Origin of the sequence: Planotetraspora silvatica (assembly GCF_016863315.1) — a bacterium.
Classification (GTDB): domain Bacteria; phylum Actinomycetota; class Actinomycetes; order Streptosporangiales; family Streptosporangiaceae; genus Planotetraspora; species Planotetraspora silvatica.
In genome coordinates this window covers 280,524-307,066 of record NZ_BOOQ01000002.1, presented here as the reverse complement: position 1 = coordinate 307,066, position 26,543 = coordinate 280,524, and the positions used below count along the sequence as shown (strand labels likewise).

27 protein-coding genes and 1 riboswitch are annotated in these 26,543 nt (G+C 68.2%); of the genes, 16 read left to right on the top strand and 11 right to left on the bottom strand.

The window, feature by feature from the left end:
- Positions 1-155: 155 nt before the first annotated feature.
- The gene (locus Psi02_RS01715) at positions 156-749 is read right to left on the bottom strand and encodes a DUF3043 domain-containing protein (protein WP_203971589.1); all 594 of its coding nucleotides are present in this window, start codon (positions 747-749) and stop codon (positions 156-158) included.
- 166 nt (positions 750-915) lie between these two features.
- Here Psi02_RS01715 and Psi02_RS01710 point away from each other — a divergent pair, with 166 nt between their 5' ends.
- Genes Psi02_RS01710 through pspAB form a run of 4 tightly spaced genes read left to right on the top strand, consistent with a single transcriptional unit; the run spans position 916 to position 3,432 of the window.
- Complete coding sequence (locus tag Psi02_RS01710) at positions 916-1,716, top strand: PspA/IM30 family protein (RefSeq protein WP_203971035.1); 801 nt, start codon at positions 916-918, stop codon at positions 1,714-1,716.
- Positions 1,713-1,991 (top strand): PspA-associated protein PspAA, encoded by a 279-nt coding sequence (gene pspAA / locus Psi02_RS01705; protein ID WP_203950957.1) that lies wholly within the window; start codon positions 1,713-1,715, stop codon positions 1,989-1,991. The genes Psi02_RS01710 and pspAA overlap by 4 nt, the downstream gene beginning before the upstream one ends.
- Positions 1,991-2,884, top strand: coding sequence for a zinc metalloprotease HtpX (gene htpX / locus Psi02_RS01700; protein ID WP_203971033.1), 894 nt, complete (start codon positions 1,991-1,993; stop codon positions 2,882-2,884). The genes pspAA and htpX overlap by 1 nt, the downstream gene beginning before the upstream one ends.
- Positions 2,884-3,432 (top strand): PspA-associated protein PspAB, encoded by a 549-nt coding sequence (gene pspAB, locus Psi02_RS01695; protein WP_203971031.1) that lies wholly within the window; start codon positions 2,884-2,886, stop codon positions 3,430-3,432. Before htpX ends, pspAB begins: the two co-directional genes overlap by 1 nt.
- Before the next feature lie 50 nt (positions 3,433-3,482).
- Here pspAB and nadA read toward each other — a convergent pair whose 3' ends face one another.
- The gene (gene nadA / locus Psi02_RS01690) at positions 3,483-4,637 is read right to left on the bottom strand and encodes a quinolinate synthase NadA (RefSeq protein ID WP_203971029.1); all 1,155 of its coding nucleotides are present in this window, start codon (positions 4,635-4,637) and stop codon (positions 3,483-3,485) included.
- 232 nt (positions 4,638-4,869) lie between these two features.
- Between nadA and erpA the strand changes: the two genes are divergently transcribed.
- The gene (gene erpA / locus Psi02_RS01685) at positions 4,870-5,223 is read left to right on the top strand and encodes an iron-sulfur cluster insertion protein ErpA (RefSeq protein WP_203971027.1); all 354 of its coding nucleotides are present in this window, start codon (positions 4,870-4,872) and stop codon (positions 5,221-5,223) included.
- 190 nt (positions 5,224-5,413) lie between these two features.
- On the top strand, positions 5,414-6,400 hold the full coding sequence (locus tag Psi02_RS01680; protein ID WP_203971025.1) for a carbohydrate kinase family protein: 987 nt from the start codon (positions 5,414-5,416) through the stop codon (positions 6,398-6,400).
- Positions 6,401-6,461: 61 nt separating this feature from the next.
- Here Psi02_RS01680 and Psi02_RS01675 read toward each other — a convergent pair whose 3' ends face one another.
- Positions 6,462-6,785: a sulfurtransferase TusA family protein gene (locus Psi02_RS01675; protein ID WP_203971023.1), complete on the bottom strand. Its 324-nt coding sequence runs from the start codon at positions 6,783-6,785 to the stop codon at positions 6,462-6,464.
- Positions 6,785-7,918 (bottom strand): cysteine desulfurase family protein, encoded by a 1,134-nt coding sequence (locus Psi02_RS01670; protein ID WP_239094515.1) that lies wholly within the window; start codon positions 7,916-7,918, stop codon positions 6,785-6,787. Before Psi02_RS01670 ends, Psi02_RS01675 begins: the two co-directional genes overlap by 1 nt.
- A 187-nt stretch (positions 7,919-8,105) precedes the next feature.
- Here Psi02_RS01670 and ctaC point away from each other — a divergent pair, with 187 nt between their 5' ends.
- The 4 genes from ctaC (at position 8,106) to Psi02_RS01650 (ending at position 12,318) form a co-directional block, all read left to right on the top strand.
- Positions 8,106-8,936 carry an aa3-type cytochrome oxidase subunit II gene (gene ctaC / locus Psi02_RS01665; protein WP_203971019.1) on the top strand — a complete coding sequence of 277 codons (831 nt, stop codon included), beginning with the start codon at positions 8,106-8,108 and terminating at the stop codon, positions 8,934-8,936.
- A gap of 5 nt (positions 8,937-8,941) precedes the next feature.
- On the top strand, positions 8,942-10,597 hold the full coding sequence (ctaD, locus tag Psi02_RS01660; protein ID WP_373317236.1) for an aa3-type cytochrome oxidase subunit I: 1,656 nt from the start codon (positions 8,942-8,944) through the stop codon (positions 10,595-10,597).
- Positions 10,594-10,989 carry a cytochrome c oxidase subunit 4 gene (locus Psi02_RS01655; RefSeq protein ID WP_203971017.1) on the top strand — a complete coding sequence of 132 codons (396 nt, stop codon included), beginning with the start codon at positions 10,594-10,596 and terminating at the stop codon, positions 10,987-10,989. The genes ctaD and Psi02_RS01655 overlap by 4 nt, the downstream gene beginning before the upstream one ends.
- A 153-nt stretch (positions 10,990-11,142) precedes the next feature.
- Complete coding sequence (locus Psi02_RS01650) at positions 11,143-12,318, top strand: L,D-transpeptidase (protein ID WP_239094512.1); 1,176 nt, start codon at positions 11,143-11,145, stop codon at positions 12,316-12,318.
- A 90-nt stretch (positions 12,319-12,408) separates the two neighbouring features.
- Here the strand turns inward: Psi02_RS01650 and qcrB are convergent, their stop codons facing one another.
- The 4 genes from qcrB to ctaE form a co-directional block, all read right to left on the bottom strand.
- Positions 12,409-14,040 (bottom strand): cytochrome bc1 complex cytochrome b subunit, encoded by a 1,632-nt coding sequence (qcrB, locus tag Psi02_RS01645; protein ID WP_203971015.1) that lies wholly within the window; start codon positions 14,038-14,040, stop codon positions 12,409-12,411.
- Entirely contained in the window at positions 14,040-15,119 is a 1,080-nt protein-coding gene (gene qcrA, locus Psi02_RS01640; RefSeq protein WP_203971013.1) for a cytochrome bc1 complex Rieske iron-sulfur subunit, read from the bottom strand. The genes qcrB and qcrA overlap by 1 nt, the downstream gene beginning before the upstream one ends.
- The gene (gene qcrC / locus Psi02_RS01635; protein ID WP_425564279.1) at positions 15,116-15,877 is read right to left on the bottom strand and encodes a cytochrome bc1 complex diheme cytochrome c subunit; all 762 of its coding nucleotides are present in this window, start codon (positions 15,875-15,877) and stop codon (positions 15,116-15,118) included. Before qcrC ends, qcrA begins: the two co-directional genes overlap by 4 nt.
- A gap of 68 nt (positions 15,878-15,945) precedes the next feature.
- On the bottom strand, positions 15,946-16,563 hold the full coding sequence (gene ctaE, locus Psi02_RS01630) for an aa3-type cytochrome oxidase subunit III (RefSeq protein WP_203971003.1): 618 nt from the start codon (positions 16,561-16,563) through the stop codon (positions 15,946-15,948).
- A 162-nt stretch (positions 16,564-16,725) separates the two neighbouring features.
- Between ctaE and Psi02_RS01625 the strand changes: the two genes are divergently transcribed.
- Both Psi02_RS01625 and trpD read left to right on the top strand, forming a co-directional pair.
- Entirely contained in the window at positions 16,726-17,133 is a 408-nt protein-coding gene (locus tag Psi02_RS01625; protein WP_203971001.1) for a hypothetical protein, read from the top strand.
- Between the two features lie 23 nt (positions 17,134-17,156).
- Positions 17,157-18,200, top strand: coding sequence for an anthranilate phosphoribosyltransferase (trpD, locus tag Psi02_RS01620; protein ID WP_203970999.1), 1,044 nt, complete (start codon positions 17,157-17,159; stop codon positions 18,198-18,200).
- 462 nt (positions 18,201-18,662) lie between these two features.
- On the opposite strand, the gene Psi02_RS01615 is transcribed toward trpD, so the two are convergent.
- The gene (locus tag Psi02_RS01615; RefSeq protein WP_203970997.1) at positions 18,663-18,950 is read right to left on the bottom strand and encodes an Lrp/AsnC family transcriptional regulator; all 288 of its coding nucleotides are present in this window, start codon (positions 18,948-18,950) and stop codon (positions 18,663-18,665) included.
- Positions 18,951-19,001: 51 nt separating this feature from the next.
- The gene (locus Psi02_RS01610) at positions 19,002-20,732 is read right to left on the bottom strand and encodes a DEDD exonuclease domain-containing protein (RefSeq protein ID WP_203970995.1); all 1,731 of its coding nucleotides are present in this window, start codon (positions 20,730-20,732) and stop codon (positions 19,002-19,004) included.
- Between the two features lie 457 nt (positions 20,733-21,189).
- On the opposite strand from Psi02_RS01610, the gene Psi02_RS01605 reads away from it, so the two are divergent.
- The 3 genes from Psi02_RS01605 (at position 21,190) to Psi02_RS01595 (ending at position 25,231) form a co-directional block, all read left to right on the top strand.
- Positions 21,190-22,506, top strand: a complete 1,317-nt coding sequence (locus Psi02_RS01605) for an NYN domain-containing protein (RefSeq protein ID WP_203970993.1) — start codon at positions 21,190-21,192, stop codon at positions 22,504-22,506.
- A gap of 225 nt (positions 22,507-22,731) precedes the next feature.
- Positions 22,732-23,679 (top strand): C40 family peptidase, encoded by a 948-nt coding sequence (locus Psi02_RS01600; RefSeq protein ID WP_239094511.1) that lies wholly within the window; start codon positions 22,732-22,734, stop codon positions 23,677-23,679.
- A gap of 810 nt (positions 23,680-24,489) precedes the next feature.
- A riboswitch (cyclic di-AMP (ydaO/yuaA leader) is annotated at positions 24,490-24,648 on the top strand.
- A gap of 64 nt (positions 24,649-24,712) precedes the next feature.
- Positions 24,713-25,231 carry a C40 family peptidase gene (locus Psi02_RS01595; RefSeq protein WP_239094510.1) on the top strand — a complete coding sequence of 173 codons (519 nt, stop codon included), beginning with the start codon at positions 24,713-24,715 and terminating at the stop codon, positions 25,229-25,231.
- Between the two features lie 115 nt (positions 25,232-25,346).
- On the opposite strand, the gene Psi02_RS01590 is transcribed toward Psi02_RS01595, so the two are convergent.
- The gene (locus Psi02_RS01590; protein ID WP_239094509.1) at positions 25,347-26,075 is read right to left on the bottom strand and encodes a LysR substrate-binding domain-containing protein; all 729 of its coding nucleotides are present in this window, start codon (positions 26,073-26,075) and stop codon (positions 25,347-25,349) included.
- A gap of 55 nt (positions 26,076-26,130) precedes the next feature.
- On the opposite strand from Psi02_RS01590, the gene Psi02_RS01585 reads away from it, so the two are divergent.
- Complete coding sequence (locus Psi02_RS01585) at positions 26,131-26,502, top strand: DUF5997 family protein (RefSeq protein ID WP_203970989.1); 372 nt, start codon at positions 26,131-26,133, stop codon at positions 26,500-26,502.
- Positions 26,503-26,543 lie beyond the last annotated feature (41 nt).

Genomic DNA, 26,543 nt, shown 5'->3' with positions numbered 1-26,543 from the left:
TTGTGGCCAACGGCGGCGTCGGATCACGCCTGGTCCGGTTCGCCCCAGATACGACGACGGCGCCGGTGGCCGTGGAGGCCGCCGGCGCCGTGCCGTGATCGGGAAAGCCGTGGCAGGAGTGCCGTGGCAGAAAGTGCGTGCTCCGCCGTACGGAATCAGGCCTTGGGTGGGACGGGGACGCCGCCGGGACGGACGGTGGGCTTCGGGTACCGCAGTGGGCGCATCTGGAGCGCCCGCATGGCGGCGTAGAAGCCGATGCCCTTGAGGTTCTCGTCGGGGAACTTCTCGGCGGCCGCCTTCTTGACCCGCAGCGCCATGAAGTACGACAGCGGCAGCAGGAGGATCATCACGGGTACCGAGTAGTTGTAGATGTAGAAGAAGAAGGCCCTGATCGGCGTGGGGAACGGGATCACCGTCAGGATCAGCAGCGCGAGGATCGCCGGCAGGGCGTAGGCCCAGGGGACCCGGCGCGAATCCACCCAGTCACGGGCGAACTTCCGCACCGGACCGCGGTCGCGGGGCTGAAGGTACCGCTCGTCCCCACGCAGCCGGCCCTCCCGCTCGCGGACACGTGACGTCTTGTCCCGCTCGCGCTGGAGGCGGTAGGCCTCCTTGCGGTTGGTCGGAGCCGTCATGGGCACGCGGCGTCGGCCCTGTGACTCACTTCGCTTGGGGGTGGGACGCCCCTTGCTCGGAGTCGTGTGGGGTTTAGGATCAGCTACAGGGACGGGGGAGTCGTCCGTAGGCATCTGGATACGGCGTCGGAACACGCCGCCCAGCCTACCGGGAGTGCAACTTAGTGACGCCCTCGCGCGTTATGCGTAGGGTGAACCCAGGCGGTTGGACCGCTTATCGGATGGCTGGAACGGCTGGGGTCACCCACGCACAACCTTGAGAAGGGGACGGCCGACGCGCATGAGCGTGATGAAGAGACTTTCCATGATCTTCAAGTCCAAGGCCAATAAGGCTTTGGACAAGATGGAAGATCCGCGGGAAACCCTTGACTACTCCTACCAGCGGCAGCTGGAGTTGCTCCAGAAGGTGCGTCGGGGTGTCGCGGACGTCGCCACCAGCCGCAAGCGGGTGGAGTTGCAGATCAACCAGCTGGAAGGTCAGGCCAACAAGCTGGAGAACCAGGGCAGGCAGGCGCTGTCGGCCGGCCGCGAGGACCTGGCGCGCGAGGCGCTCAACCGCCGCAACGGCGTGAACACGCAGATCGCCGACCTCCGGATCCAGTACGGCAACCTCCAGGGCGAGGAGGAGAAGCTCACCCTCGCCAGCCAGCGGCTGCAGACCAAGGTGGACTCCTTCCGCACGAAGAAGGAGACCATCAAGGCCACCTACACGGCGGCCGAGGCGCAGACGCGGATCAACGAGGCGTTCTCCGGCATCTCCGAGGAGATGGGCGACGTCGGTCTGGCGATTCAGCGGGCCGAGGACAAGACCGCTCAGATGCAGGCGCGCGCGGGTGCGATCGACGAACTGCTCGCCAGCGGAGCCCTCGAGGACTTCACCGGCCAGCGCGACGACATCCAGGCCGAGCTCGACCGCATGGGCGGCGGCTCCGACGTCGAGCTCGAGATCGCCAAGATGAAGGCCGAGCTCGGCCAGGGCCCGGCGCCGAAGAGCGCGATCGAGGCCGGTCAGCCGGGTCAGGCCGGGCAGCCGGCGCAGCAGCAGCCGACCCAGCAGTACCAGCAGGGGGAGGGGCTGTGATCGTTCGCATCATGGGGGAGGGACAGGTCGAGATCGGCGCGGCCGACATCGACGTCCTGAACACCCTTGACGTGGAGCTCGAGGCGGCCATCGAGTCCGATGACGAGGAAGTCTTCCGGACCAAGCTGCACGCGCTGCTGGAGAAGGTCCGTCAGGTGGGCAAGGCCCTCCCTGACGAGTCGCTCGAGCCGTCCGAGCTGATCCTGCCTCCCGCCGACGCTTCGATCGAGGAGGTGCGGGAGATGCTCGGTGACACCGGGCTCATCCCTGGCTGATGGCCGGCACCAGATTCGCGCCTGACCGCGGTCTGTCCGTGCGGATGACCGTGACGATGTTCCTGCTCGGCCTGCTCTACGTGGCCTTCATGGCCATCCTGATCGCCGTCGGCGTTCAGGCCGTGGTGGTCCTGGTGATCGCCGCCGGCTTCCTGCTCGTGCAGTACTTCTTCTCGGACAAGATCGCCTTGTTCGCGATGCACGGGCGGGAGGTCTCCCCGCAGGAGGCGCCGGAGCTCCACGGCATCATCGACCGGCTCACGGCGATGGCCGACATGCCCAAGCCCCGGGTGGCGATCGCGGACTCCGACATGCCCAACGCCTTCGCCACCGGGCGCAACCAGAAGAACGCGGTCGTCTGCGTGACCACGGGGATCATGCGCAGGCTGGACGCGCAGGAGCTCGAAGGCGTTCTCGCCCACGAGATGTCGCACGTCGCCCACCGTGACGTCGCGGTGATGACCATCGCCTCGTTCCTCGGCATCGTGGCCGGGCTCATGACGCGATTCGCGCTGTACACCGGCCTCGGGGGTCGCCGGGACAGCAACAACGGACCGCCCATCGGGCTGATCATCTTCCTGGTGTCCGCGCTCGTCTACGCCGTCAGCTTCCTGCTGACGCGGGCCCTGTCCCGTTACCGCGAGCTCGCCGCCGACCGGGCCGGGGCGTACCTCACCCAGCGTCCGTCGGCCCTCGCGAGCGCTCTGGTGAAGGTCAGTGGGGACATCGCCCGCATCCCCACGCGGGACCTGCGTGAGGCCCAGCCGTTCAACGCGTTCTACTTCACCCCCGCGCTGTCTGGTCAGAGCGTCGCGTCGCTGTTCTCCACCCACCCGTCGCTGGAGCGCCGGCTGGACCAGCTGGCGAAGATCTCCGCCGCTCTGGGTCGCTGATGGGCTGGCTCGACACGCTGCTCGGACGCTCCAAGCCCGCCAAGCCGGATCTCGACGCCCTGTTCGCGCTTCCGTCGGCCGCCGTGACACTGGAGGCCGCCACGGGCTTCACGCCCACAGGGGCCGGTTCCGTGGCGTTCCGCGCCGCGGAGGGCGGCGCGTTCGCGCAGCTGGAGAAGGACGTCGAGGCACTGCTGGGCAAGGTCGAGGTGTCCCAGGACACCTACGGGTACACCTGGCTCCTGGTGCGCAACCCCGACGTCTCCGCCCTGGTCACCGATCTTCACGGCGTCAACTCGTCGCTGGAGTCCGCGGGCTTCGGGCCGTCGTTGTTGTGCTCGATCGTGACGTTCTCGGACCCGTCGGACCGCACGCTCGCGATCGTGTACCTCTACAAGCAGGGCACCTTCTACCCCTTCGCCCCGGCGCGCGGCACGCAGCGTGACAACGCCCTGGAGCTGCAGGTGCGCGGCGTCCTGGCCGGCGAGCTCAAGATCGAGTCCGACCTGTCCCGCTGGTTCCCCGTCTGGGGCGCCCCCGGCCTGTGACCCCGCCCCGCCGTACGGGGACGTCCCCGTACGGCGAGGCCGGCCGATCCTTACGGAAGTGCCAGCATCCGGTCGAGCGCGACCTTCGCCCAGTGCGTGGTGTCGGGGTCGACGGTGATCTGGTTGACGACCTCCCCGGCGGCCAGTGACTCCAGCGCCCAGACCAGGTGAGGCAGGTCGATCCGGTTCATGGTCGAGCAGTAACACACGGTCCGGTCGAGGAAGGTGACCGTCTTGTCCGGGAACATCTGGCCGAGGCGCTTGACCAGGTTCAGCTCGGTGCCGACGGCCCACGAGGAACCGGCCGGGGCCTCCTGCAGCGTCCGGATGATGTACTCCGTCGACCCCACGTAGTCGGCCTTCGTCACGACCTCGTGGCGGCACTCGGGGTGCACGAGCACGTTGACGCCCGGGATGCGGGCGCGCACCTCGTCGACGCAGTCGGCCGTGAACCTGCCGTGGACCGAGCAGTGGCCCTTCCACAGGATCATCTTGGCGTTCTCGAGCTGCTCCCGGGTGAGCCCGCCGTTGGGGCGGTGGGGGTTGTAGACGACGCAGTCGTCCAGGGAGAGCCCCATCTCCAGCACGGCGGTGTTGCGCCCGAGATGCTGGTCGGGCAGGAAGAGGACCTTCTCACCCTGCTCGAAGGCCCATTCCAGCGCCCGCCTGGCGTTGGAGGAGGTGCACACGGCGCCCCCGTGCCGTCCGCAGAAGGCTTTGATGTCCGCGCTGGAGTTCATGTAGGTGATCGGGACCACCCGCTCGGCGATCCCGGCGTCCTCCAGCGCGTCCCAGCAGTCCTCGACCTGGGTGAAGGTCGCCATGTCGGCCATCGAGCAGCCCGCGGCCAGATCGGGGAGGACGACCTTCTGCGCGTCGCCGGTCAGGATGTCCGCCGACTCGGCCATGAAGTGCACGCCGCAGAACACGATGTACTCCGCGCCGGGGCGCGCGGCCGCGTCACGGGCGAGTTTGAACGAGTCTCCGGTCACATCCGCGAACTGGATGACCTCGTCGCGCTGATAGTGGTGCCCAAGCACGAACACGCGGTCGCCGAGCCGTTCCCTGGCCACGCGAGCGCGTTCCACCAGAGCCGGATCGGACGCGGACGGGAGATCACCCGGGCAGTCCACGCCACGCTCGCTGTGCGGGTCGGTGCCCTGGCCCAGGACGAACAGCGGAAGTCCGGTCTCAGCGATCGTCACGGACAACACCCCCTTCGGGGACTTATCGTCGAACTGACGACTAAGCATTACACATGCCTCGGGCAGCCTCCATCCGGGGTGGAGGAAGGGGGCCGAAGGGGGGTCGTGCCGAAGTCAGGGGGCCCGGGCAGGAATGTGTATCGATCGGCGGGTGTTGGTAGCGTCTAAGTAGGACGTCGGAATCAATCGACCGCTCCGGGTGGGCGGTTGGGGCAGACGCGGGAGTCAGCACATGACGATTGAGAGCAGCGAGACCACGCAGCAGGGCATCCTGCTGACTGACGCGGCCGCCGCCAAGGTCAAGAGCCTGCTGGAGCAGCAGGGCGAGGAAGGGCTGCAGCTGCGCGTCGCGGTCCAGCCGGGCGGCTGTTCGGGGCTCCGCTACCAGCTCTTCTTCGACGACCGGTCCATGGACGGGGACGTCGTCTCGGACTTCGGCGGCGTGGGCGTCGTGACCGACCGCATGAGCGCGCCGTACCTCGTCGGCGCGAAGGTCGACTTCGTCGACACGATCGAGAAGCAGGGCTTCACGATCGACAACCCCAACGCGACGGGCTCCTGCGCCTGCGGCGACTCGTTCAGCTAGAACGCATCGCCTGGACGACAAGAGAGACCTACTGGAGCGAGGGAGCTCGGCAGAGCGCACCTGAGCTCGTGTGACCGGCCTCGTACGGCTTCCCGTACGGGGCCGTCGTCATTGTGACAGGGTACGCTCGACAGGTTCGGCAAGATTGCCTTCCTATCCCCAAGATGCTGACAACGAGGAGAACGACCCCGTGCGCATCGCCATCACCGGCTCCATCGCTACCGACCATCTGATGACCTTCCCCGGGCGTTTCGGCGACCAGCTCATCGCCGAGCAGCTCGACCGGGTTTCGCTGTCGTTCCTCGTGGACGAGTTGCAGATCCGACGTGGCGGGTGCGCCGCGAACATCGCCTTCGGAATGGGCTGTCTCGGCCTGACCCCGATCCTCGTGGGCGCCGTGGGCACCGACTTCGCCGACTACCGGTCCTGGCTGGAGCGGCACGGCGTCGACTGTGATTCCGTGCACATCTCCGAGGTGCACCACACGGCCCGGTTCCTCTGCACGACCGACGAGGACCACAACCAGATCGCGTCGTTCTACACGGGAGCGATGGCCGAGGCCCGCGAGATCGAGCTCCGCCCGATCGCCGAGCGTGCCGGCGAGCTCGACCTGGTCCTGGTGAGCCCCAACGACCCGGCCGCGATGCTCCGGCACACCGACGAGGCGCGCACGCGCGGGATCCCCTTCGCGGCCGACCCGTCGCAGCAGCTCGCGCGGATGCCGGGTGAGGAGATCCGCCGGCTGGTCGACGGCGCGGCCTACCTGTTCAGCAACGACTACGAACTCGGGCTGATCGCGCAGAAGACCGGCTGGTCGGACGAAGAGATCCTCGAGCGGGTCGGCGTCCGCGTCACCACCCTCGGCCCCAAGGGCGTCAGGATCGACCGCAGGGGCGAGCCGTCCCTGCACATTTCGCCGGCCCCCGAGTTGGGCAAGGCCGACCCGACGGGCGTCGGCGACGCCTTCCGCGCGGGATTCCTGTCGGCCCTCGCCTGGGGCCTGTCGCTGGAGCGCTGCGGCCAGGTCGGCAATCTGACGGCCACACACGTCCTCGAGCAGGTCGGCGGCCAGGAGTACGAGCTCGGCCAGAAGGTCTTCGTCGAGCGTCTCGCGGCGGCGTACGGCCAGGCCGCGGCGGACGAGGTCGCCGCCCACGCCCGCTGCCACTACGCCTGACAGGAGTCCGCGGGTCCGGGCGCGCCCCCGTTCAGGGGCCGCGCCCGGCCGGGTGGCTCGATCAGTAGTTGCGGCGCACGTGGATCGACCATCCGCCGCGCGGCAGGTCATAGGTGGCCACGTGGCCGTGCGACTTGAGCCGGCACCAGGCCGGGATGTCGGTGAACGCGGCGGGGTCGTCGGCGTGCACGGCGACCACGCCGCCCAGCGGCACCACGTTGATCTGCTCGGCGAGCATGATGATCGGGATGGGGCACTTGCGGCCCAGCGCGTCGATCGTCAGGTCCGACTGGGGCTCCGCCGGCGTCTGCTGCGCCTCCCGGGCCTCGGGGGCCTCACGGGTCTCGGAGGCGCTCGCGCCGCCATTCGACCGCCTGCGCCACATCAGTGAACCCCCAAGCTCGCCCGGATCCGCCGCACGATGTCCGGAAGCACGGCGAGAAAGCGATCGACGTCGCCTTCGGACACGCCACGGGGCAGCGATACCCGGACGTTCCCGTGTGTAAGCACTCCCATTGCCTCCAGAACATGCGATGGGCGAAGCGTACTCGCCGTACAAGAACTTCCGGACGAGATCGCGAACCCCGCCTTGTCCAGCTCTGTCAGGAGCGCCTCACCCTCCACGTAGAGGCAGGAGAACGTCACGATGTGGGGCAGGCGCGCCACCGCGTCGCCGATGACCTCAACATCGGGCACGAGGCGGGGGACCTCGCGGCGGATCCTGTCCACCAGCGCGGACAGCCGGGGCCCCTCCTCGGCCTCCTCGGCGGCCCTGGCACGCAGCGCCGCGGCCGCGGCGACGATCGCGGGGACGTTCTCGAACCCGGGCACCCTGCGCCGCTCCCGCTCGTCCTCCGGGTACGGCGAGCGCCAGCGGGTGCCCTTGCGGACCGCCAGCACGCCGACGCCGGCCGGGCCTCCCCACTTGTGCGCGCTGGCCGTCAGCACGGACCAGCCCCGGGGGATCGGGAGCCGGCCCGCCGACTGGGCGGCGTCCACCAGGAGCGGCACGCCCGCCGCCGCGCACGCGCCGGCCACCTCCTCGACCGGCTGGAGGGTGCCGACCTCGTGGTTGGCGGTCTGGAGACAGGCCAGTGCCGTGCCGGGGCGGGAGACCGCCTCGGCGAAGGCGGCGGCGTCCGCCCGGCCGGTGAGGTCCACGCCGACGGTCTCGACCTCGCCGCCGTCGCGCTCGTGCACCGAGGCGGCGTTCAGGACACTGGAATGCTCGACGGCGTTCACCACCAGCCGATGGCCCGCCCGGCGGCGGCCGCGCAGGGTCCCGAGGACGCCTGAATGAACGGCCTGGGTTCCCGAGGACGTGAACGAGACCTCGTCGGCTCGCGCACCGATGATCTCGGCCACCTCGGCCCTCGCCTGATCCAGTAACATCTGGGCCCGGCGGGCCGTGCCGTACAGACGGGCGGGGTCCGCCCAGCCGGCGTCCAGGGCGGTCATCAGCGCCTCACGGGCCGCCGGGTGCAGGGGTTCGGTGGAAGCCGCGTCCAGATAGGCCACGGTTAGGACACTAACGGGGGCTGCTCGGAGGGGCATGGCCGGTCCGCGCTAATGTGTCCCCCAGCGTGAAGTGACCAAGTAAAGGGGGGACCGGCGGCAGGACAGCGCCGGTCGTCCTTGAAGCGCAAAATGTGAAAAACCGCCCAGGAGAAGGACTCTTGGGCTTCATTTGTGGGGTAGGCGATCCGTGAGTCCGACCCGCCGTACGACACGGCGACCGTTGGCCCGCCGCCGGTTGACCGGCGGCGTCGCCGTGGCGCTGCTTCTGGCGACCGCTACGGCGTGCAGCAGTGATGCCGTTGACCAGTGGAGCCGCGGAGGGATGCCGGAAGGCATCACCAAGCAGGCGACCATCGTCCAGACGTTGTGGAACGGCGCCTGGATCGCGGCACTCGCCACCGGCATCGTCGTCTGGGGCCTGATCCTGTGGGCGGCGGCGTTCCACCGTAAGAAGAAGAACTCGATCGATCAGCTGCCCCCGCAGGTGCGGTACAACCTGCCGATCGAGATCCTTTACACCGTCGTACCGGTGATCATGGTCGCGGTGTTCTTCTTCTTCACGGCGCGCGACGAGACGGCGATCACCAAGGTCGACGGCAACGCCCCGGTCAAGGTGGCCGTCGAGGGCTACCAGTGGAGCTGGCGCTTCACCACGGACTTCCAGGGCCAGAAGGCGGTCACCGCCGGTGTCCCCGTGGACCTGAGCAAGCAGAGCCTGCAGACCCCGCAGGGGCCGCAGCTCGTGCTGCCGGTCGACACCAAGATCCAGTTCGACCTGCACTCGCCGGACGTCATCCACTCCTTCTGGGTGCCGGCCTTCCTCTTCAAGCAGGACGTGTTCCCGGGGAACGTGCACAACAAGTTCGAAATCACGACGCTCAACCGAACGGGCGTCTTCTTCGGCCGATGCGCCGAGCTCTGCGGTGTCGATCACAGCAGGATGCTGTTCTCCGTGAAGCTCGTGCCGCAGGCCGAATTCGCCCAGTACATCAAGACCCAGGCGGGGAGTGCGCAGTGACCGCCATTCAGGAACCGGTTCGCGTAGCCGCGAGGCCGTACACCAAGGGCACGGTCGTCGCCAAGTGGCTGTCCTCGACGGACCACAAGGTGATCGGGCACCTCTACCTGATCACATCGTTCGTGTTCTTCCTGATCGGCGGCGTCATGGCGCTGGTCATGCGGGCCGAGCTCGCCCAGCCGGGCCTGCAGTTCGTGTCGAACGAGCAGTTCAACCAGCTGTTCACGATGCACGGCACGATCATGCTGCTGATGTTCGCGACGCCGCTGTTCGCGGGCTTCGCCAACGAGCTCATGCCGCTGCAGATCGGCGCGCCCGACGTGGCGTTCCCGCGGCTGAACATGGTGAGCTACTGGCTCTACCTGTTCGGCAGCACGATCGCGGTGAGCGGCTTCTTCACCCCGGGCGGCGCGGCGGCCTTCGGCTGGACGGCGTACGCGCCGCTGTCGAACGCGGTGACCTCGCCCGGCCTCGGCGGTGACCTCTGGGTCCTCGGCCTGGCCCTGTCGGGTCTCGGCACGATCCTCGGCGCCGTCAACTTCATCACCACGATCATCACCATGCGGGCTCCCGGCATGACGATGTTCCGGATGCCGATCTTCACCTGGAACATCCTGCTCACCAGCATCCTGGTGCTGCTGGCCTTCCCGGTCCTGGCCGCCGCGCTGCTCGCGCTGGAGGCCGACAGGAAGCTCGGTGCGCACATCTTCGACTCGCCGACCGGCGGTCCGATGTTGTGGCAGCACCTGTTCTGGTTCTTCGGCCATCCCGAGGTCTACATCATCGCGTTGCCGTTCTTCGGCATCATCACCGAGGTTTTGCCGGTCTTCAGCCGCAAGCCCGTCTTCGGCTACGTCGGCCTGGTCGGTGCGACGATCGCGATCGCCGGCCTGTCCGTCACGGTCTGGGCGCACCACATGTTCGTCACCGGACAGGTGCTGCTGCCGTTCTTCTCCTTCATGACGTTCCTCATCGCGGTGCCCACCGGGGTGAAGTTCTTCAACTGGATCGGCACGATGTGGCGAGGCCATCTGGTCTTCCACACGCCGATGTTGTTCGCCGTCGGCTTCCTGGTCACCTTCCTGTTCGGCGGGCTGACCGGCGTCATCCTGGCCTCGCCGCCGCTGGACTTCCAGATCAGCGACAGCTACTTCGTCGTCGCCCACTTCCACTACGTGGTCTTCGGCACCGTCGTGTTCGCCATGTTCTCGGGCTTCTACTTCTGGTGGCCCAAGTTCACCGGCAAGATGCTCAACGACAAGCTGGGCAAGTTCCACTTCTGGACGCTGTTCTTCGGCTTCCACCTGACGTTCCTGGTGCAGCACTGGCTGGGCGTCATCGGCTTCCCGCGGCGCTACGCCGACTACTCGGCGGCCGACGGCTTCACCGACCTGAACATGATCTCCTCGGTGGGCGCGTTCCTGCTGGGCGCCTCGACGCTGCCGTTCCTCTACAACGTGTGGCGTACCTGGAAGACCGCGCCCAAGGTCATGGTCGACGACCCGTGGGGCTTCGGCGGCTCGCTGGAGTGGGCCACCTCATGCCCGCCCCCGCGGCACAACTTCACCTCGCTGCCGCGGATCAGGTCCGAGCGTCCCGCGTTCGACCTCAAGTACCCGCACCTCGCGGCGAACAAGTCTGAGCTGGAGGATGTCCGATGAAGATCCAGGGCTGGATGTTCCTGCTCTGCGGCGTCTTCTTCGCCGCGGCCGACGTCGTGTACTGGTTCTGGTCCAAGGAGCCGACCGGCACCACGGCCATGGCGATCTCCGTCGGGCTCGCCTTCATGATCGGGTACTACCTGCTGTTCACGGCTCGCCGCATCGGCGACCAGCCGGAGGACAACAAGGAGGCCGAGATCAGCGACGGCGCCGGCGAGCTGGGCTTCTTCAGCCCGCACAGCTGGTGGCCGCTGTTCGTGTGCCTCTCGGCCGCGCTGACGTTCTTCGGCTTCGCGATCGGCTGGTGGCTGTTCTTCATCGGCCTGTTCGCGACGATCATGAGCGCCATCGGTTTCGTGTTCCAGTACTACCGGGGCAACTTCTCCCACTGATCCCGGTGAGGCCACACGTCGCGGCCGGTCGACCATCGCGTCGACCGGCCGCGACGTCTTTTTTGCCGGGAATCAGGACTGCCCGGTGCACGTCCTGAACATGCTCAGGGAATAACCCCCGGGAAAACTGATCACGGCCGGGGGGAGATCGACGTGCGCGCTGGTGCAGGGGCGCTGGCCCTACTGATGGCGACCGGTTGTTCCGCCGCGGTTCAGGAAGGTGCGTCGTCCGGACCGAAGACGGCGATCAGCATCACCCCGCTCAACGGGATGCAGGGACTGGCTCCGGAACTGCCCATCATGGTGGGCACCACCGCCGGATCGTTGAAGAACGTCACCGTACGGGCCGGAGGACAGCCTGTGGCGGGCGTGTACAGCGCCGACAGGACTCAGTGGCGCAGCGAGCGCCCGATGTCTCCTGGGCTCTCCTACAGCGTCACGGCGGTGGCCGCGGATCCCGGCGGCGGGACCGTCGAGCGGACCAGCACGTTCTCCACGGCCAAGGCGGCCACGACCTTCGGGATCCAGACGCTGCTCCCGAGCAAGAGCGACACAGGTCTCACCGTCGGCGTCGGCATGCCGATCATGCTCACCTTCGACAAGCCGGTCACCGACCGGGTGTCGATCGAGCGCAACCTCTTCGTGCAGGCGTCCAACCCCGTCGAGGGGGCCTGGCACTGGTTCGACAACAAGAACGTCGTCTTCCGGCCCAAGCACTACTGGCCGGCCCACACCAAGGTGCGGTTCGTCGCCCGCCTCCAGGGCGTGCGCGGGGCCGACGGGATGTACGGCAAGCAGGACTACGCCCGGGACTTCACCATCGGCAGGTCCCAGATCAGCGTCGCCAACACCCAGACGCACCACATGAAGATCGACCGCGACGGGAAGCAGATCAAGAACTTCCCCATCAGCGCGGGCATGGGCGGCGTCATGAGGCACTACACGACCAGCGGCATCCATCTGGCGATGTCCCGCGAGGACGTCACCGTGATGACCTCGCCGGACGCCGGTCCCGGCCAGTCCGGCTACTACCAGACGACCGTCTACGACACCGTCCGGATCTCCAACAGCGGCGAGTACGTCCACTCGGCGCCGTGGTCGGTGGGGGACCAGGGCAACTCCAACGTCAGCCACGGCTGCATCAACGTCAGCCCGGAGAACGCGAAGTGGTTCATCAAGAACACCCTGATCGGGGATCCCGTCGTGGTCGAAGGCACGCCGCGGAAGCTCGAGGCGACCAACGGCTGGGGCCACTGGCAGGAGTCCTGGGGCGACTGGCTCAAGTGGAGCCGCCTGCGGGCCGACATGACGAGCCCGCTGACGTCATAGGGCGGCCGCCGGAAACGTGAAACGGCCCGGGTGGGGAATCCCCACCCGGGCCGTTTCACGTGCGGGCGGTCGTGCCGACCGCCTCTGTTCTCAGTGCCCGTCGCGGTGACCGTCGGAGTGGTCACCGGCGCCGATGGCCGCGTGCTCGTCGTGGCCGTGTCCCTCGTCGAGCGGGACGTGGTCCGTACCGTAGGCCTCACTGGCCTTCGCGCGCAGCCGCCCGATGGCGGTGCGTGCCCCCTTCGGCGGGATGCCGTCGCCGTCCACGCCGCTCTCGATGATCGGGATCTCCTTCTTGCCCCGGATGTGGTCGGCGATGTCCTGCGCCGCCGGGGTGTGGACCTCGATGTACTCACCGTTCGGCAGGCGCTTGATGACGCCCGACTCAACGCCGTGGGACAGCACCTCGGCGTCCTTGCGCTGGAGGCCGATGCAGATCCGGTACGCGACGAAGTAGGCGAGCGCCGGGACCAGGAAGATCGCGAAGCGCCCGAAGATCGTCGTCTCGTACAGGCTGATGTGGAAGTTGGCCGAGATCTCGTCATTCGCTCCGAGCAGCCACAACACGCCGTAGAACGCGATCCCGGTGAAGCCGATCGCGGTGCGGTGCGGGTTGTTGCGGGGACGGTCGGCGGTGTGGTGCTCCCGCCGGTCGCCTGTGACCCACTGCTCGATGAACGGATACAGCGCCAGACCGGTCATGACGATGCCCAACGGCACCAGTGCGGGGATCAGCACGCTCAGCGACACCGTGTGATCCAGGAAGTTGATCTCCCAGGAGGGCATCAACCGCAGCGAGCCCTCCAGGAATCCCATGTAGAAGTCGGGCTGGCTGCCCGCTGAGATGTCCGCCGGCGTGTAGGGACCGAACAGCCAGATCGGGTTGATCTGGGCGAAGGTCCCCAGCAGCGCGATGACGCCGAAGGTGAACAGGGTGAACGCGCCCGCCTTGGCCATGAAGGTCGGGTAGAACGGCGCGCCCACCACGTTCTTCTCGGTCCTGCCGGTGCCCGGCATCTGCGTGTGCTTCTGCACCCACATGAGGACCATGTGGGCCGAGATCAGCGCCAGCAGGATGCCCGGGATCAGCAGGATGTGAATCGTGAAGAACCGCGAGATCACATCGTGCCCGGGGTACTCGCCTCCGAACAGCAGGAACGTGAGGTAGGTGCCCACCACGGGGATGCCCAGCATGACACCCTCGGTGATCCGCAGACCGGCGCCGGAGAGCAGGTCGTCGGGGAGGGAGTAGCCGGTCAGGCCCTCCAGCAGCGCGAGCGAGAGCAGTCCGACGCCGATGAGCCAGTTCAGCTCACGCGGCTTGCGGTACGCGCCGGTGAAGAACACCCGCAGCATGTGGACCATCATGCCCGCGATGAACAGCAGCGCCGCCCAGTGGTGGATCTGCCGGATCAGCAGACCGCCGCGGACGTCGAAGCTGATGTTCAGAGCCGAGGCGTAGGCCTCGGACATCTTCACGCCCACCAGAGGCTGGTAGGAGCCGGAGTACACGACTTCGCCCATGCTCGGCTTGAACCAGAACGTCAGGAACGTGCCGGTCAGCAGCAGGATGATGAACGAGTACAGCGCGATCTCGCCCAGCAGGAACGACCAGTGGTCAGGGAAGATCTTCCTCATGTTGCGCTTGAGGAAGCTGCCGGCACCGATGCGGTCGTCGAGGAAGGTGGAGACCCCTGAGATGGCCTTGGGAGTAGTGTCCATCACGCCTTCTGCTCCCTTGCTTCCGCCTCGGCGTCGCCGCGCTCCCAGAAGCTGGGGCCGACGGGGACGTTGAAGTCGGACTTGGCGACGAGGTAGCCCTCGCTGTCGATCGCGATGGGCAGCTGAGGCAGCGGCCTGGCCGCGGGACCGAAGATGACCTTCGCGCCGTCGGCCGCGTCGAAAGTCGACTGGTGGCACGGGCAGAGGATGTGGTGCGTCGTCTGCTCGTAGAGGGCGGCGGGGCAGCCCACGTGGGTGCAGATCTTGGAGTACGCGACGATGCCGTCGTGCGTCCAGTTCAGGTTGGTGCCGGACTTGATCTCGTCCGGGCGGAACTTGAGCAGGATCAGCGTGGCCTTGGCCAGCGCGTTCAGATCCTCCTCGTAGCCTTCGGGGATCACCGAGAGGATGCCGCCGGGGGAGTTGAAGTCGGCCGCGCGGATCGGCTGGCCCGTGCCCTCGACCACGAGGCGGCGGGGCTTGCCGTCCTTGGTCGGGGTGCCCCACACCGTGTGCCGCAGCGCGGTGCCGGGCAGCGGGCCCATGTCCTTGAGCAGCACCAGCGGGGCCAGGCCCAGCGGCGCCGCGGCCAGCAGCAGCGTCCTGCGCAGCATCTTGTGCTTGACGAAGCCGCTCTCGTTCGCACCCTGGAGGAACGTCTCCTCGACGTACTCCTTGGTGTCGGCCTCGGAGGCCATCGGGTGGCGCTCCTGCACGAGGTTGTACTTCGGCATGATCTGGCGGACCCACACCACGATGCCGGCCGCCAGCGAGAGCAGCGCGATGCTGAGCGAGCTGCCCAGCGCGTAGTTGGAGGCGGCCGTCCTGTCGATCGTGCCGACCTGGAAGATCACGTAGGACGCGATGAACGCCGCGCCCGCCAGGAAGGTGATCGTGAACAGCAGTGCGACGATCCGCTCCGCCCGCTTGGCGACGGCCGGATCGGCGGGAATGACGCCGGGCACGCCCTTCGCCTCGTGGACGATCTCGTCCCCGAGGATGGGGCCGTTGGAGGGCGGGGTGCCGATGACGCGCGCTGGCACGCGACCCTCAGGCTGATCGTTGATGTTGTCTGTCATGCGTGCGTCCGTCGCTTCTTCGCCGTGATCCAGATGGCGGCCAGGATGAGAAGGCTGAGACCAACGATCCACGCTACAAGGCCTTCGGTCACGGGGCCGATCCGGCCGAGACCGGAGCCTCCCGGGTCGACCTGCTGGCGCACGTGGGTGATGTAGGCGATCATGTCCCGCTTCTGGTCGGGAGTGATCGTCGAGTCGTTGAAGACCGGCATCGCCTGCGGGCCCGTGGCCATCGCCTCGTAGATCTGCGTCGGCGTGGCCGGGTTCAGCGGCGGAGCGTACTTGCCGTAGGTCAGCGCGCCGCCCGCCCCGACGAAGTTGTGACACTGGATGCAGTTCGCCCGGAAGAGCTCACCGCCCTTGGCCGGGTCGCCCTTGGCGGGGTCGACCTGCTCCGCGGCCGGCCGGGCCGGGCCGCCGCCCAGCGACTGGACGTACGCCGCGAGGTCGTCGATGGCCTGCGGGGTGACCCACTCGCCGAGAGGCTTGCGGGGGGCCTGCGGGCCTGCGTCCGCGGCCGGCATCCGGCCGGTGCTGACCTGGAAGTCCACGGCGGCCGCGCCCACGCCCACCAAGGTGGGAGCCTTGGCGGTGCCCTCGGCGTTGAGGCCGTGGCAGCTGGCGCAATGGGCCACGAACAGGCTCTTGCCCTGCGCCACGTCGTCGGCCTTGCCCGACGCGATCGCCGCGTCCGCGCTGCTGCCTCCCGGCGCGGCCACGGCGTAACCGCCGCCGAGCAGGCCGAGTGCGAGCGCCACGACGGCATATCGTGCGAGAGGATGGCGCCGTCGGGCGGTGATGGAGTTCACCGAATTTCCCGTTCCGATCATTTGATGATGTAGATGGTCGCGAAAAGGCCGATCCAGACCACGTCCACGAAGTGCCAGTAGTAGGACACGACGATCGCGGCGGTCTTCTGCTCAGTGGTCAGGCGCTTCGCGGCGTACGTGCGTCCCAGCAGGAACAGGAACGCGATCAGGCCACCCGTCACGTGCATGCCGTGGAAACCCGTGGTCAGGTAGAACACCGAGTCGTACGGCGAGTGCGAAAGAGTGTGGTGCTCCCGCGCGAGGTTCGCGTACTCGTACAGCTGACCGCCCACGAAGAAGGCACCCATCAGGAAGCTGATGAGGTACCAGAAACGCAGCTTCTTGACGTCACCCCGCTCCACTGCCCACACGCCAAGCTGGCAGGTCACACTCGACAGGACCAGGACGGTCGTGTTGAACGTCGCGAACGGGATGTTGAGGTGCGCCTCAGGCCAGGGACTGTGCTCCCCGAGGCTGACCGACCGGATGGTGAAGTACATCGCGAACAGCGCCGCGAAGAACATGAGCTCAGAGGACAGCCACACGATCGTTCCGACCTGAACCAGGTTCGGCCGGTTGTACGAGTGCGGTCTCGTCGTCGTAGTAGTTGCGGATGCTGTCGCCACGGGCGCCATTATTGCGGTTCTTCGGGCCGGGTCGCCGCACGACCCCCCGTTAGGGGCTCATCCGGCGTCTAAAACGGGCATTGCACAGCAATAACCCCGGGGCTACGCGCCTGGCGGCCACGCCGGTAGCATCACGATGACCATACCCCGCGATTCGACAGTGAGCGTGACATGAGGGTTCTCGTCTACAGCGACGACGCCGGCACCCGAGAGAAGGTGCGGCTGGCCATCGGGCGGCGTCCCGCCGCGGACGTGCCACTGGTCGAGATCGTCGAGTGCGCGACGCAGCCGGCTGTGATCAAGCTGCTTGACGCCGGTGACATCGGCGTCGCGATCCTCGACGGCGAGGCCGTCCCCGCCGGGGGGATGGGCGTCAGCAGGCAGGCGAAGGACGAGGTCCACAACTGCCCGCCGGTCCTGCTGCTCATCGCGCGCCGCGACGACCGCTGGCTCGCGAACTGGTCCCGGGCCGATGCCGTGGTCGCCCAGCCGATCGACCCCGTGATCCTCGCGGAGACGGTCGCCGGCCTCATGCGCAGCCGCCTCAGCCTCTCCGGCAATTCCAATCATTCCGTCTGACACCTGAGACCGCGGAGCCCGCCATGGACACGCGCACCACTTGGCCCTCGCTGCTGACCGCCCTGCTCTCCGGCGAGAACCTGACGTCCGACGAGACGTCGTGGGCCATGGGGGAGATCTTTTCGGGGAAGGCGACCTCGGTGCAGATCGCCGCCTTCGTGGTCGCGCTGCGTGCCAAGGGCGAGACGGTGGCCGAGGTGACGGGCCTGGCGCGGACGATGCTCGACCGGGCCACCCCGCTCTCGGTGGAGGGGCCGGTCGTCGACGTGGTCGGCACGGGCGGCGACCGGGCGCACACCGTCAACGTGTCCACGATGGCCGCGATCGTCGCGGCGGCCGCCGGAGCCCGTGTGGTCAAGCACGGAAACCGGGCCGCCTCGTCCCTGTGTGGCGCGGCCGACGTGCTGGAACATCTGGGGATCATCCTCGATCTGCCCCCTGAGGTGACCGCCCGGGTCGCCGTGGAGGCGGGCATCGCGTTCTGCTTCGCGCCGGTCTACCACCCCGCGTTGCGGTTCGCCGGCCCGGCCCGCAAGGAGCTCGGCGTCCCGACGATCTTCAATTTCCTCGGGCCGCTGACCAACCCGGCCCGGCCGTCGGCCCAGGCGATCGGCGTCTACGACGCGCGGATGTTGCCGGTGATCGCCGGTGTGTTCGCCGAGCGCGGGGTCTCCGCTCTGGTCTTCCGCGGGGAGGACGGCCTCGACGAGTTGTCGACCGCGGCGCCGTCCACCGTCTTCGTGGTCAGGGACGGCACCGCCACCCAGACCCTGTTCGACCCCGCCGAGATCGGTGTCCCCCGCTCGCAGCCGGGAGATCTCCGGGGTGGTGACGTGGAGTTCAACGCGGCGGCCGTACGCGACCTGGTGAACGGGAAGACCGGGCCCGTGCGTGACGCGGTGCTCCTGAACGCGGCCGCCGCGCTGGTCGCGCTCGACCAGCCGGACGGCGACCTGGCGCCGGCGCTCGGCGCGGCCTTCGTGCGGGCCGCCGACGCGGTCGACTCCGGCAGGGCCGCGACGACGCTCGACCGGTGGGTCGAGGTCAGCCGGTCCCTGGCCCCGTAGATCGTCCGAGGCGTTCGGCGCCTCGGATCGGCCTTCTGCGCCCTGTGCCTGGTCGTCGATCGCCTGGAGCGCGGCGGCTGCCGCGCTTGAGGATCACCGCGGCGTGTTCGCCGTGGTCGCCTTTCCGAAGTCCCGGATCCCTCCCGTGCGCCGTATTTCAGGTCGTCCGGCCGGACCGCCAGGCTCGCCCGGCGCGCATGATCACATGATCTGGGCGTGCATGATCACAAATGGCGTTCATGCAGGTCGGTGGGCCTGCGGTCGAGTCTGTGCATGATCACGGACAATGTCCGCGCAGGTCGGCGGGCCCGCTGTCGAGTCTGTGCATGATCACGCCACGAGAAGGTGCAGGTCAGAGGCATGTCGGCGAACCTGTGCATGATCACGGCATGCGGAGGCGCAGGTCGGCGGGGGTGCCGCCGAACCTGTGCATGATCACGCTGGAGGGGTTTTTTGGGGGGGTCAGTCGGATTCGCCTAGGCCGATGGCGAAGGCGGCCTCCAGGTCGTGACGGGAGTACGTCCGGAAGGCGATGTGCGTCTCGGTGTGGGTCACGCCGGGCACCTTGTTGACCCGGCCGGGGATCACCTCGGCGATCTCCTCGTACCGCTCGACCCGGACCATGGCCAGCAGGTCGAACTCGCCGGTGATCGAATAGACCTCGCTGACACCATCGATCTCGGCGATGGTCTGGGCGACCTCGGGGATCCGGTGGACATCGGCCTTGATGTGCACGATCGCGGTGACCATTCGGGTCTCTCCTGCTTTGTGGCGAGTACGGCTATGCCCCCGACCCTAGCGTCATCGCAGCGGCCTGCCCTCACGTGGCTGGTGTGGATGCAGTCCCTGGTAGGCGCGCTCGATCCGGTCCCTGAGCCGGCCCGCGCCGTACGCGGGGACGCTCCAGGTGCCGTCGACCTGGACCAGCCTGACGCCGGGGGAGTCCAGCCAGCGCAGGACGCACTCGGTCTCCTCCGCGCTGGCGGCGGGGGTGGGCCCCGGCCCGGGCGTGACCGTCTCCGCGGTGGCCACCAGCGCGTCCACATAGGGCGTGGGATGCGCGCCCCGCGGCATCACCCCGGCGGCGGCGAGCCTGCCGTACCGGATCACGTGGATGTCCCAGCCGCCGTCGAAGGCCGGGCTCGCCGCCACCATCTGGGAGATGGCCGTGAGCGATCTCAGCCGCTGCATGCGCGCCGCCGTCCTGATGTAGACCGCGAGCCGGTCCCGGTCGACGGCGGCCTCCTCGTATCGCTGCTCGGTGGACAGGCGCCGCATGCGGGCCTCCAGCGCGGAGAAGACCGCCTCCGAGTCGTGCTCCATGGCCTTCTTGGCGCCGCGGACGTGCCGCGCGTAGGCGTCCTCACTCTCGCGGCCCTCGCACGGGGCTCCACACCGGCCGAGCTCGGCGAGCGTGCAGGCGCTGCGCCGGATCCGGGAGGAGAGCCGCTCGGTGCACTGGCGCAGCGGCAGCGCCTCGTGCATGGCCGTCCTGGCGTCGTCGGCGGCGCGGCTGCTCCCGAACGGCCCGAGATAGGTGGCGCCGTCGTCCTTGACCTCCCGCACGATGCTGAGCCGGGGAAACGGCTCGTTGGTGAGTTTGAGCCACACCGCGCGCTCGGGGAAACGGGATCTCTTGTTGTAGCGGGGCTTGGTGGAGCCGATCATCCTCAGCTCGCGGATCTCGGCCTCCAGCCCCGTGGCGCACACGATCGTCCTGACCCGCTCGGCGATGCCGACCATCTCGCGGATCCGGGAACGCGTCTCGCTCGCCGTGAAGTAGCTGCGGACGCGGTTGCGCAGGTTGGAGCTCTTGCCGATGTAGAGGGCCTCGCCCCGCGTGTCCTCGAAGACGTACACGCCCGGGGCGCTGGGAACCCCCTCGGCGAGGTGGCGCTTGCGTTGCTGCTCGGGCGTGGGGGTCCTGGCGAAGCTCCGCAGCTCCTCCAGCGTGTGAACCCCGAGCGAGCCGACCCGGGCGATGAGCCCGTGCAGGACGTCGACGGTGGCCTTGGCGTCGGCGAGCGCCCGGTGGCACGGCTCGGTGGTGCTGCGGAACAGCCGGGCCAGCGTGCCCAGCTTGCAGTTGGGCGTCTCGTCGCGGGTCAGCACACGCCGCGCGAGGTCGGCGGTGTCGACGATCGGGTTGGCCGGCGGCGGGTATCCGCCGGTCGCGCAGGCGGCGCGGATGAACGACATGTCGAAGGGCGCGTTGTGGGCGACCAGCGCCGCCCCTTTGGCGAACTCCAGAAAGCTCGGCAGGACCTGGGAGAACGGCGGGGCGGCCAGCACCATCGCGTCGGTGATGCCCGTGAGCACGGAGATGAACGGGGGGATCGGGCCGCCCGGGTCGACGAGGGTCGCGAACTCGCCCACCACCTCGCCGCCGCGCACCTTGACCGCGCCGATCTCGGTGATCGCGTGCTCGGCGGCCGACCCGCCCGTGGTCTCCAGGTCGAAGACCACGAACGTGACCTCTCGCAGGGGAGTGCCGAGCTCGTCCAGGGTGCCCTGTACCGCGTCCACGGCCATGACCTTAGGGACTCCGACCGACAATTGGCGCGCCCGCCCCGCCCGGGGAAGGCGCCACAGCCCCCGCGAATGCGACACCGCTATATTTGCGGCATTCAGGTAGGAATTAGGAACTTTACGGAAGATCTCTGACGATGACGCCCACTTTCACCGAGTGGTCCGCGGGCACGACCCGCCGGCTCGCCGTGGCGGACGACCTCGCGGCGGCGCTGGCGGACGACGTCGAGGTAGGTCGCATGCTATGTCGTCTTGTTCCTTGAGATCCATCGTACGGGCGATATGCCCGGCTCGATTGATGCAGCATATCCATATATTTCCTACTTGAACAACGTAGATTAGTGCGCTTCGCGGCCGGGGAGGAGGTGGCGGTCGCGGGCGGGCCGACTCGACGAGGCGACTCGGACAGGGGCGCGTCAGCCGTACCCTTGACGAAAGGACAAGTACAAGGAGCGGCAGGATGAGTTCAGCCGGAGAGGGCCTGTCTCGTCCGTTGCCTGAACAGGTCCGGTTACAGGTGGTGGAGCTCGCGGCCCAGGTGCTCGGCTCCATGTCCGCGGCCACGGTTCCGGGACCGTTGCGGGGGATCGCCAAGTTCGACCCGCGCAAGCGCGCCCGGCTCGGCAGCGCCCCGATCGCCGCGCAGTTGGAGAACGACAAGGAGTTCCGCGAGCTGGTCGCGGAGACGCTCCAGGAGGCCTGGCCCGAGCTGGTGGCCGCCCTCGCCGAGGGGACGGTGCCGCCCGCGGCCGAGCCGGTGATGGTGGCGGCCGCGGCCTATCTGACCCGGCCGCCGGGCTGGCCCGACCTGGTGGAGCTGGCGCGGGCCGACCTCGAGCAGGCGGCGGCCGCCGGGTCCCAGCGGGAGCAGGCGGAGGTGCGGCTGCGCGAGCAGCTCGCGGCCCACCGGGCGACGGCCAAGGAAGAGATCGAGCGGGTCCGCGAGCAGCTCAGGTCCGCCCGGTCCGAGAACGCGGAGCTGCGGCGCAAGCTGCACGACGCCCGCGAGCGCGTCAGGGCCGCCGAGGCCAGGGCTGCCGAGCTGCAGGCGGAGACCGCCGAGGCGACGAGCAGGGCCGCCGGCGCGAGCGGCGCGGCCGAGACCGAGCTGCGCAGGCTGAAGGAGCGTCTCGCGGAGGCGGAGAGCCACCTCGAGGAGGGCCGGCGTGCGGCGCGCGAGGGCCGCAGTGTCGAGGACACCCGCATCCGCGTGCTCATGGACGCTCTCCAGGACGCGGCCGCCGGGTTGCGCAAGGAGCTCGCCCTGCCCACCTCGATCACCCGGCCGGCCGACTACGTCACCGGGGTGAAGCCCGGCGAGCCGGGGGTGGGCGCGGTCCCCGCCAGGGCGCTGGCCAACGACGACCCCCAGCTGCTCGACCAGTTGCTGGCGATACCCAACCTGCATCTGATCATCGACGGCTACAACGTGACCAAGACGGGGTACCCGTCGCTCACCCTGGCCGACCAGCGGTCCCGGATACTCACCGGGCTCGGCGGCCTCGCCGTGCAGGCGCGGGTCGAGGTGACATGCGTCTTCGACGGCGCCGAGCTGAACGGCCCCGTCCATGTCTCCGCGCCGCGTGGCGTCCGGGTGATGTTCAGCGCGCCGGGAGAGATCGCCGACGATCTCATCCGGCGCCTGGTGCGCGCCGAGCCCTCGGGGAGGGCGATCGCGGTCGTGTCGTCCGACCGCGAGGTGGCCGAGTCCGTGCGGCGGATGGGTGCCCGTCCCGTACCGTCGACCCTCCTGCTGCGCCGTCTCGGCCGGACCTGATCGGCCGCCCGGGAGAGGGCCCGATCGGACCTGATCGGGCCCCTCTGGGAGGGCGCGCGGGATTGGACCGTGCCGCTGGTCACCCTTCGGACGATTTATGTCGCAATCAGTGACGATTGCCGTGAATAGCTGCGAATAGGTTGAAGCTCCAAGATCGCCCCAGTAGAGTCGCGCCCGCCGGTTAGGGTCTATCCCGAGGGAGCCTCGATGCGAGGGCGTGTACCGGTGGCCACTGGATTGGCCGCCGCGGTCCTGCTGTTGCCGATGACAAGTGCGCAGGCGGATCCAAAACCCACAATCGCTCAGGCTCAGGCCAAGCTGAAGACGCTGAACTCCAAGGCCGACAAGATCGTTGACGACTACAACGCGGCCAACGAGAAGTGGAAGAAGGCCAGGAAGAAGTACGACAGCGTCAACGACGACTACCAGAAGCAGTACTCCCAGGTCGACGTGCTCCGGCAGACGGTCGTCTCGATCGCCGTGAACACCTACCAGACGGGCGACGTCTCGATGCTGGGAGGCGTCTTCTACGGCTCCGACCCCGAGTCGGCGCTCAGCGGCATGGCCGCGCTCGACCAGCTGTCGCAGGGCCGGGCGAAGCAACTCGCGGAGTACGAGGCCGCGATCCAGGGGCTCAAGAACAAGAGGGACCAGCAGAAGGCGGCCTACGACGAGGCCAACCAGACCAAGTCCGACCTCGCGAAGAAGAAGGCGGACGCGGAGAAGCTCGTCAAGGACCAGAAGGCGCTGCTGAAGAGGCTCGGCGCCTACAACGTCGGCAACACCAAGAGCGCCGGCATCACCTACACCGGCTCGGCGTCGGGCAACGCCCTGACCGCCCTTCAGTTCGCGTACAAGCAGGTCGGCAAGCCCTACCAGTACGGCGCCACCGGCCCGGGCTCGTGGGACTGCTCAGGCCTCGTACAGGCGGCCTGGAGGGCCGCCGGGGTGAGCCTGCCGCGGACGACCTACGAGATGTGGTCGTGGGGAGCGAACCGCCGGGTGTCGACCAGCAAGCTCCAGCCCGGCGACCTGCTCTTCCACCCCGGCTTCGGTCACGTCGGCATCTACGCGGGCGGCGGCAAGGTCGTGCACGCGCCCCAGACGGGCGACGTCGTGAAGGTCGTCAGCCTCTCCGCCTATGGCAGCCTCGCCGGCGCGGTCCGCCCCTGACCCCCCCGCCCCCTCCCGCGTGATCATGCACACCTTCGTGGAAGGCATCCCTGAACCGGCCTCCCGTCGAGCGTGATCATGCACAGGTTCGGAGATGCGGCCCGTGGGCTGCGGTTTCGCCAACCGTGATCATGCGCACGTTCGCGGGTAGCGCCCGCGACCAGGGTGTTCGCCTCTTGTGATCATGCACGGGACTCGTTCCGCGTGCGGTGCGGCGGGCCGTACGCCGATGGTGACCAGGGAATCGCGTCGAGGGCGTCCTCGGCGCGATTCGGCTGTCCGGGGCCCGGTACGTGCCACGCGCGTTGCACGTCCACCGGTCCTCCTCGTGGCCGGGCATGCCGTACGGGCATGTATGCCGCTTAGGTATGGGCTGACCGGAGCCGTCTCGCTGCCGTCGCCCGTCGTCGTGGGTTGGAGCGCTTCGCCGCCGGGCCCCGACCGGTCCTCGACTGGGGTCGCCCGGCCGGCTCGACCGAACCCGGACGGCCGTTGAAGATCGCTAACTGGTGTGACCAATGTTACTGATGTGACGTCGTTCAGCATTTGTTTTATTAAGTGTGAGCAGAGTCACATTTAGCGTAGATATCCATTAGATATCCAGCAGTTTTACTTTCGTGATCAGTAAAAGTCGATCTCCATTTTCTTGTGTTCGCTTTGCCGAATCGCGCGATCAATGGATAGCTTCTGGCGTCGCGACGAGCACGCCATGCACGTCGCCGGGATCGGTGAGCCGATTCCGGAACAGCCATCCATGCGTCGCCGTCGCCATCGACTGAATCACGCCTGGGCCCTGCGGGGCCCGCCGGCGGCGGTGACCTGCCGAGTCCGTGCAGTCAGGAGGCACGGAGCCGGGGAACCATTCGACCTTCGATGAAGGTCCGGGGTGAATCGGCGCGATTTGCGCCGTAGGGCGACTTCCCTGCCCGAATCCGTCAGCTAACCCGGTAGGCGCAAGTGGAAGACCGTAGGAGAGATCCTGTCCAGCACCCCCGTACGTCTGTCCCGTCGTGCCCTCGTCTCCCTCGGGGGCGTGGCGCTGACAGCCTCCGTCGGAGCCTTCTCCGTACAACCGGCGTCGGCCCAGACGGCGACGGCCGCGAAGGTGGCCACGGCGACGGTCACGACGACCGCCACCACGGCCTCCACGAAGACCGTCAAGAAGAAGCTGAGCAGGGCCGCCCTGCAGCAGTCCAAGGCCAGGCGGGCCATCTCAACCGCGAAGAAGCACATCGGCGACCCGTACCGCTGGGGAGCCGCCGGACCTCACGCGTTCGACTGCTCGGGTCTGGTGAAATACGCCTGGCGCAAGGCGGGCGTGAAACTGCCGCGTACGACCTACTCCATGCGCAAGGCCGTCAAGAAGAAGGTCTCCTGGGGACACTTCAAGATCGGTGACCTGATCTTCACCAGCGGCGGCGGCCACGTGGGCATGTACGTCGGGCACGGCAAGATGATCCACTCGCCGCACTCCGGTTCGCGGGTCCGGATCGACAAGCTGAACTCCTACCGCAAGCAGACGTTCGTGGGAGCGGTTCGGCCGGGTCTGTAGACCTGTAGGTGCTCAGAAAAGATGACCTCTTCTCAGTGGAGGTGTCCGCGGCTTGTCCTTCTGGACATCTCCACTGAGAAAGGGGACCCGTTCGTGACGGATGTCCGAGAGCGGCTCACCGAGGCCGGCGGCCCTTGCTTTTACGGCCGGCCGGCGCGGCCCGGCGACCGGAGCTGATCTGTGCGGGTTTCTGTGCCTGCCGCTGTGCCGGTTTCTCCGCAGGGGCGGCGGGGGTACGGCCCCGCGAGCTGTTCACTGTCCGGCCGCGGACGATGCCGATGAATTCTTCCACCAGGTCAGTCGTCGCGTCCGTTGGCCAGGTCAGCGCGACCTGAGACTGCGGCGCGTCCGGCACCGGCCGGTAAGTGAGACTCCTGCGGTGGTGGAGGCGCGCCAGCGACTGCGGAACCAGGAGAACCCCAGCGCCGGTCGCCACCAGTTCGACCGCGTCCGCCGTTGTCGCCGGGCGGGTGAACGCGGGCACCCCGGGCCGGACCGTCCACTCGATGGTGTCGTCCAGAGGATGGAACACCTCCTCGTCGATGAGGTCGGCGACGGCCACCTCGTCGGCCGCGGCCGCCGCATGGTCCTTGGGCACCACGACCACCGTGGTCTCCACGTAGAGGGGGATCACGCTGAGCCCGTCCCGGTCGACCGGCAGCCTGACGAATCCGGCGTCGGCGCCGCCGTTCCGCAGGAGTCCCACCACCTCGGCGGCGGGAACCGCGACGAGGGTGACCGGCACGCCGGGCATCCTCTCGGTCCAGGTGCTGACCCATTTCGCGGGTGTCACCCCGGGCACGTACGCCAGCCGAAACACCCTGCCGGTCTCTCCATCAGTCACCGCCTCAGGGTAGCGATGTCAGGGGATCCCGTTCCGACTGACTACTCTTGGCGCCATGAGTTCGCCCAAACCAAAGACCATCCAGACGATGAAGCCCGCGACCGCGGCCAAGAAGCTGGGTGTCCTCCTCTCGGCCACTCCCGCCGAGTTCCAGGAGGGTGTCGTCTCCAGGGACGAGCTGAACGAGTTGCAGTCGACGCCGCCCGCCTGGCTCGCCGACCTGCGTCGCAACGGCCCGCACCCCAAGCAGGTCATCGCCGCGAAGCTCAGGATCTCCACTTCCGGCCTGATCAGAGGCGGGATCACCGGTCCGCTCACCACCGCTGAGATCGATGCGCTGAAGGCGGAGGACCCGGCGTGGCTGGAGCGCGAGCGGTCCATCCAGGCCGAGGCCCGCAAGGAAGCGCTCCGCCTCAAGCAACCCTAGACAGATGCGTCCTGCACGTCCTCAGCGGAGGTGTCCCCGGG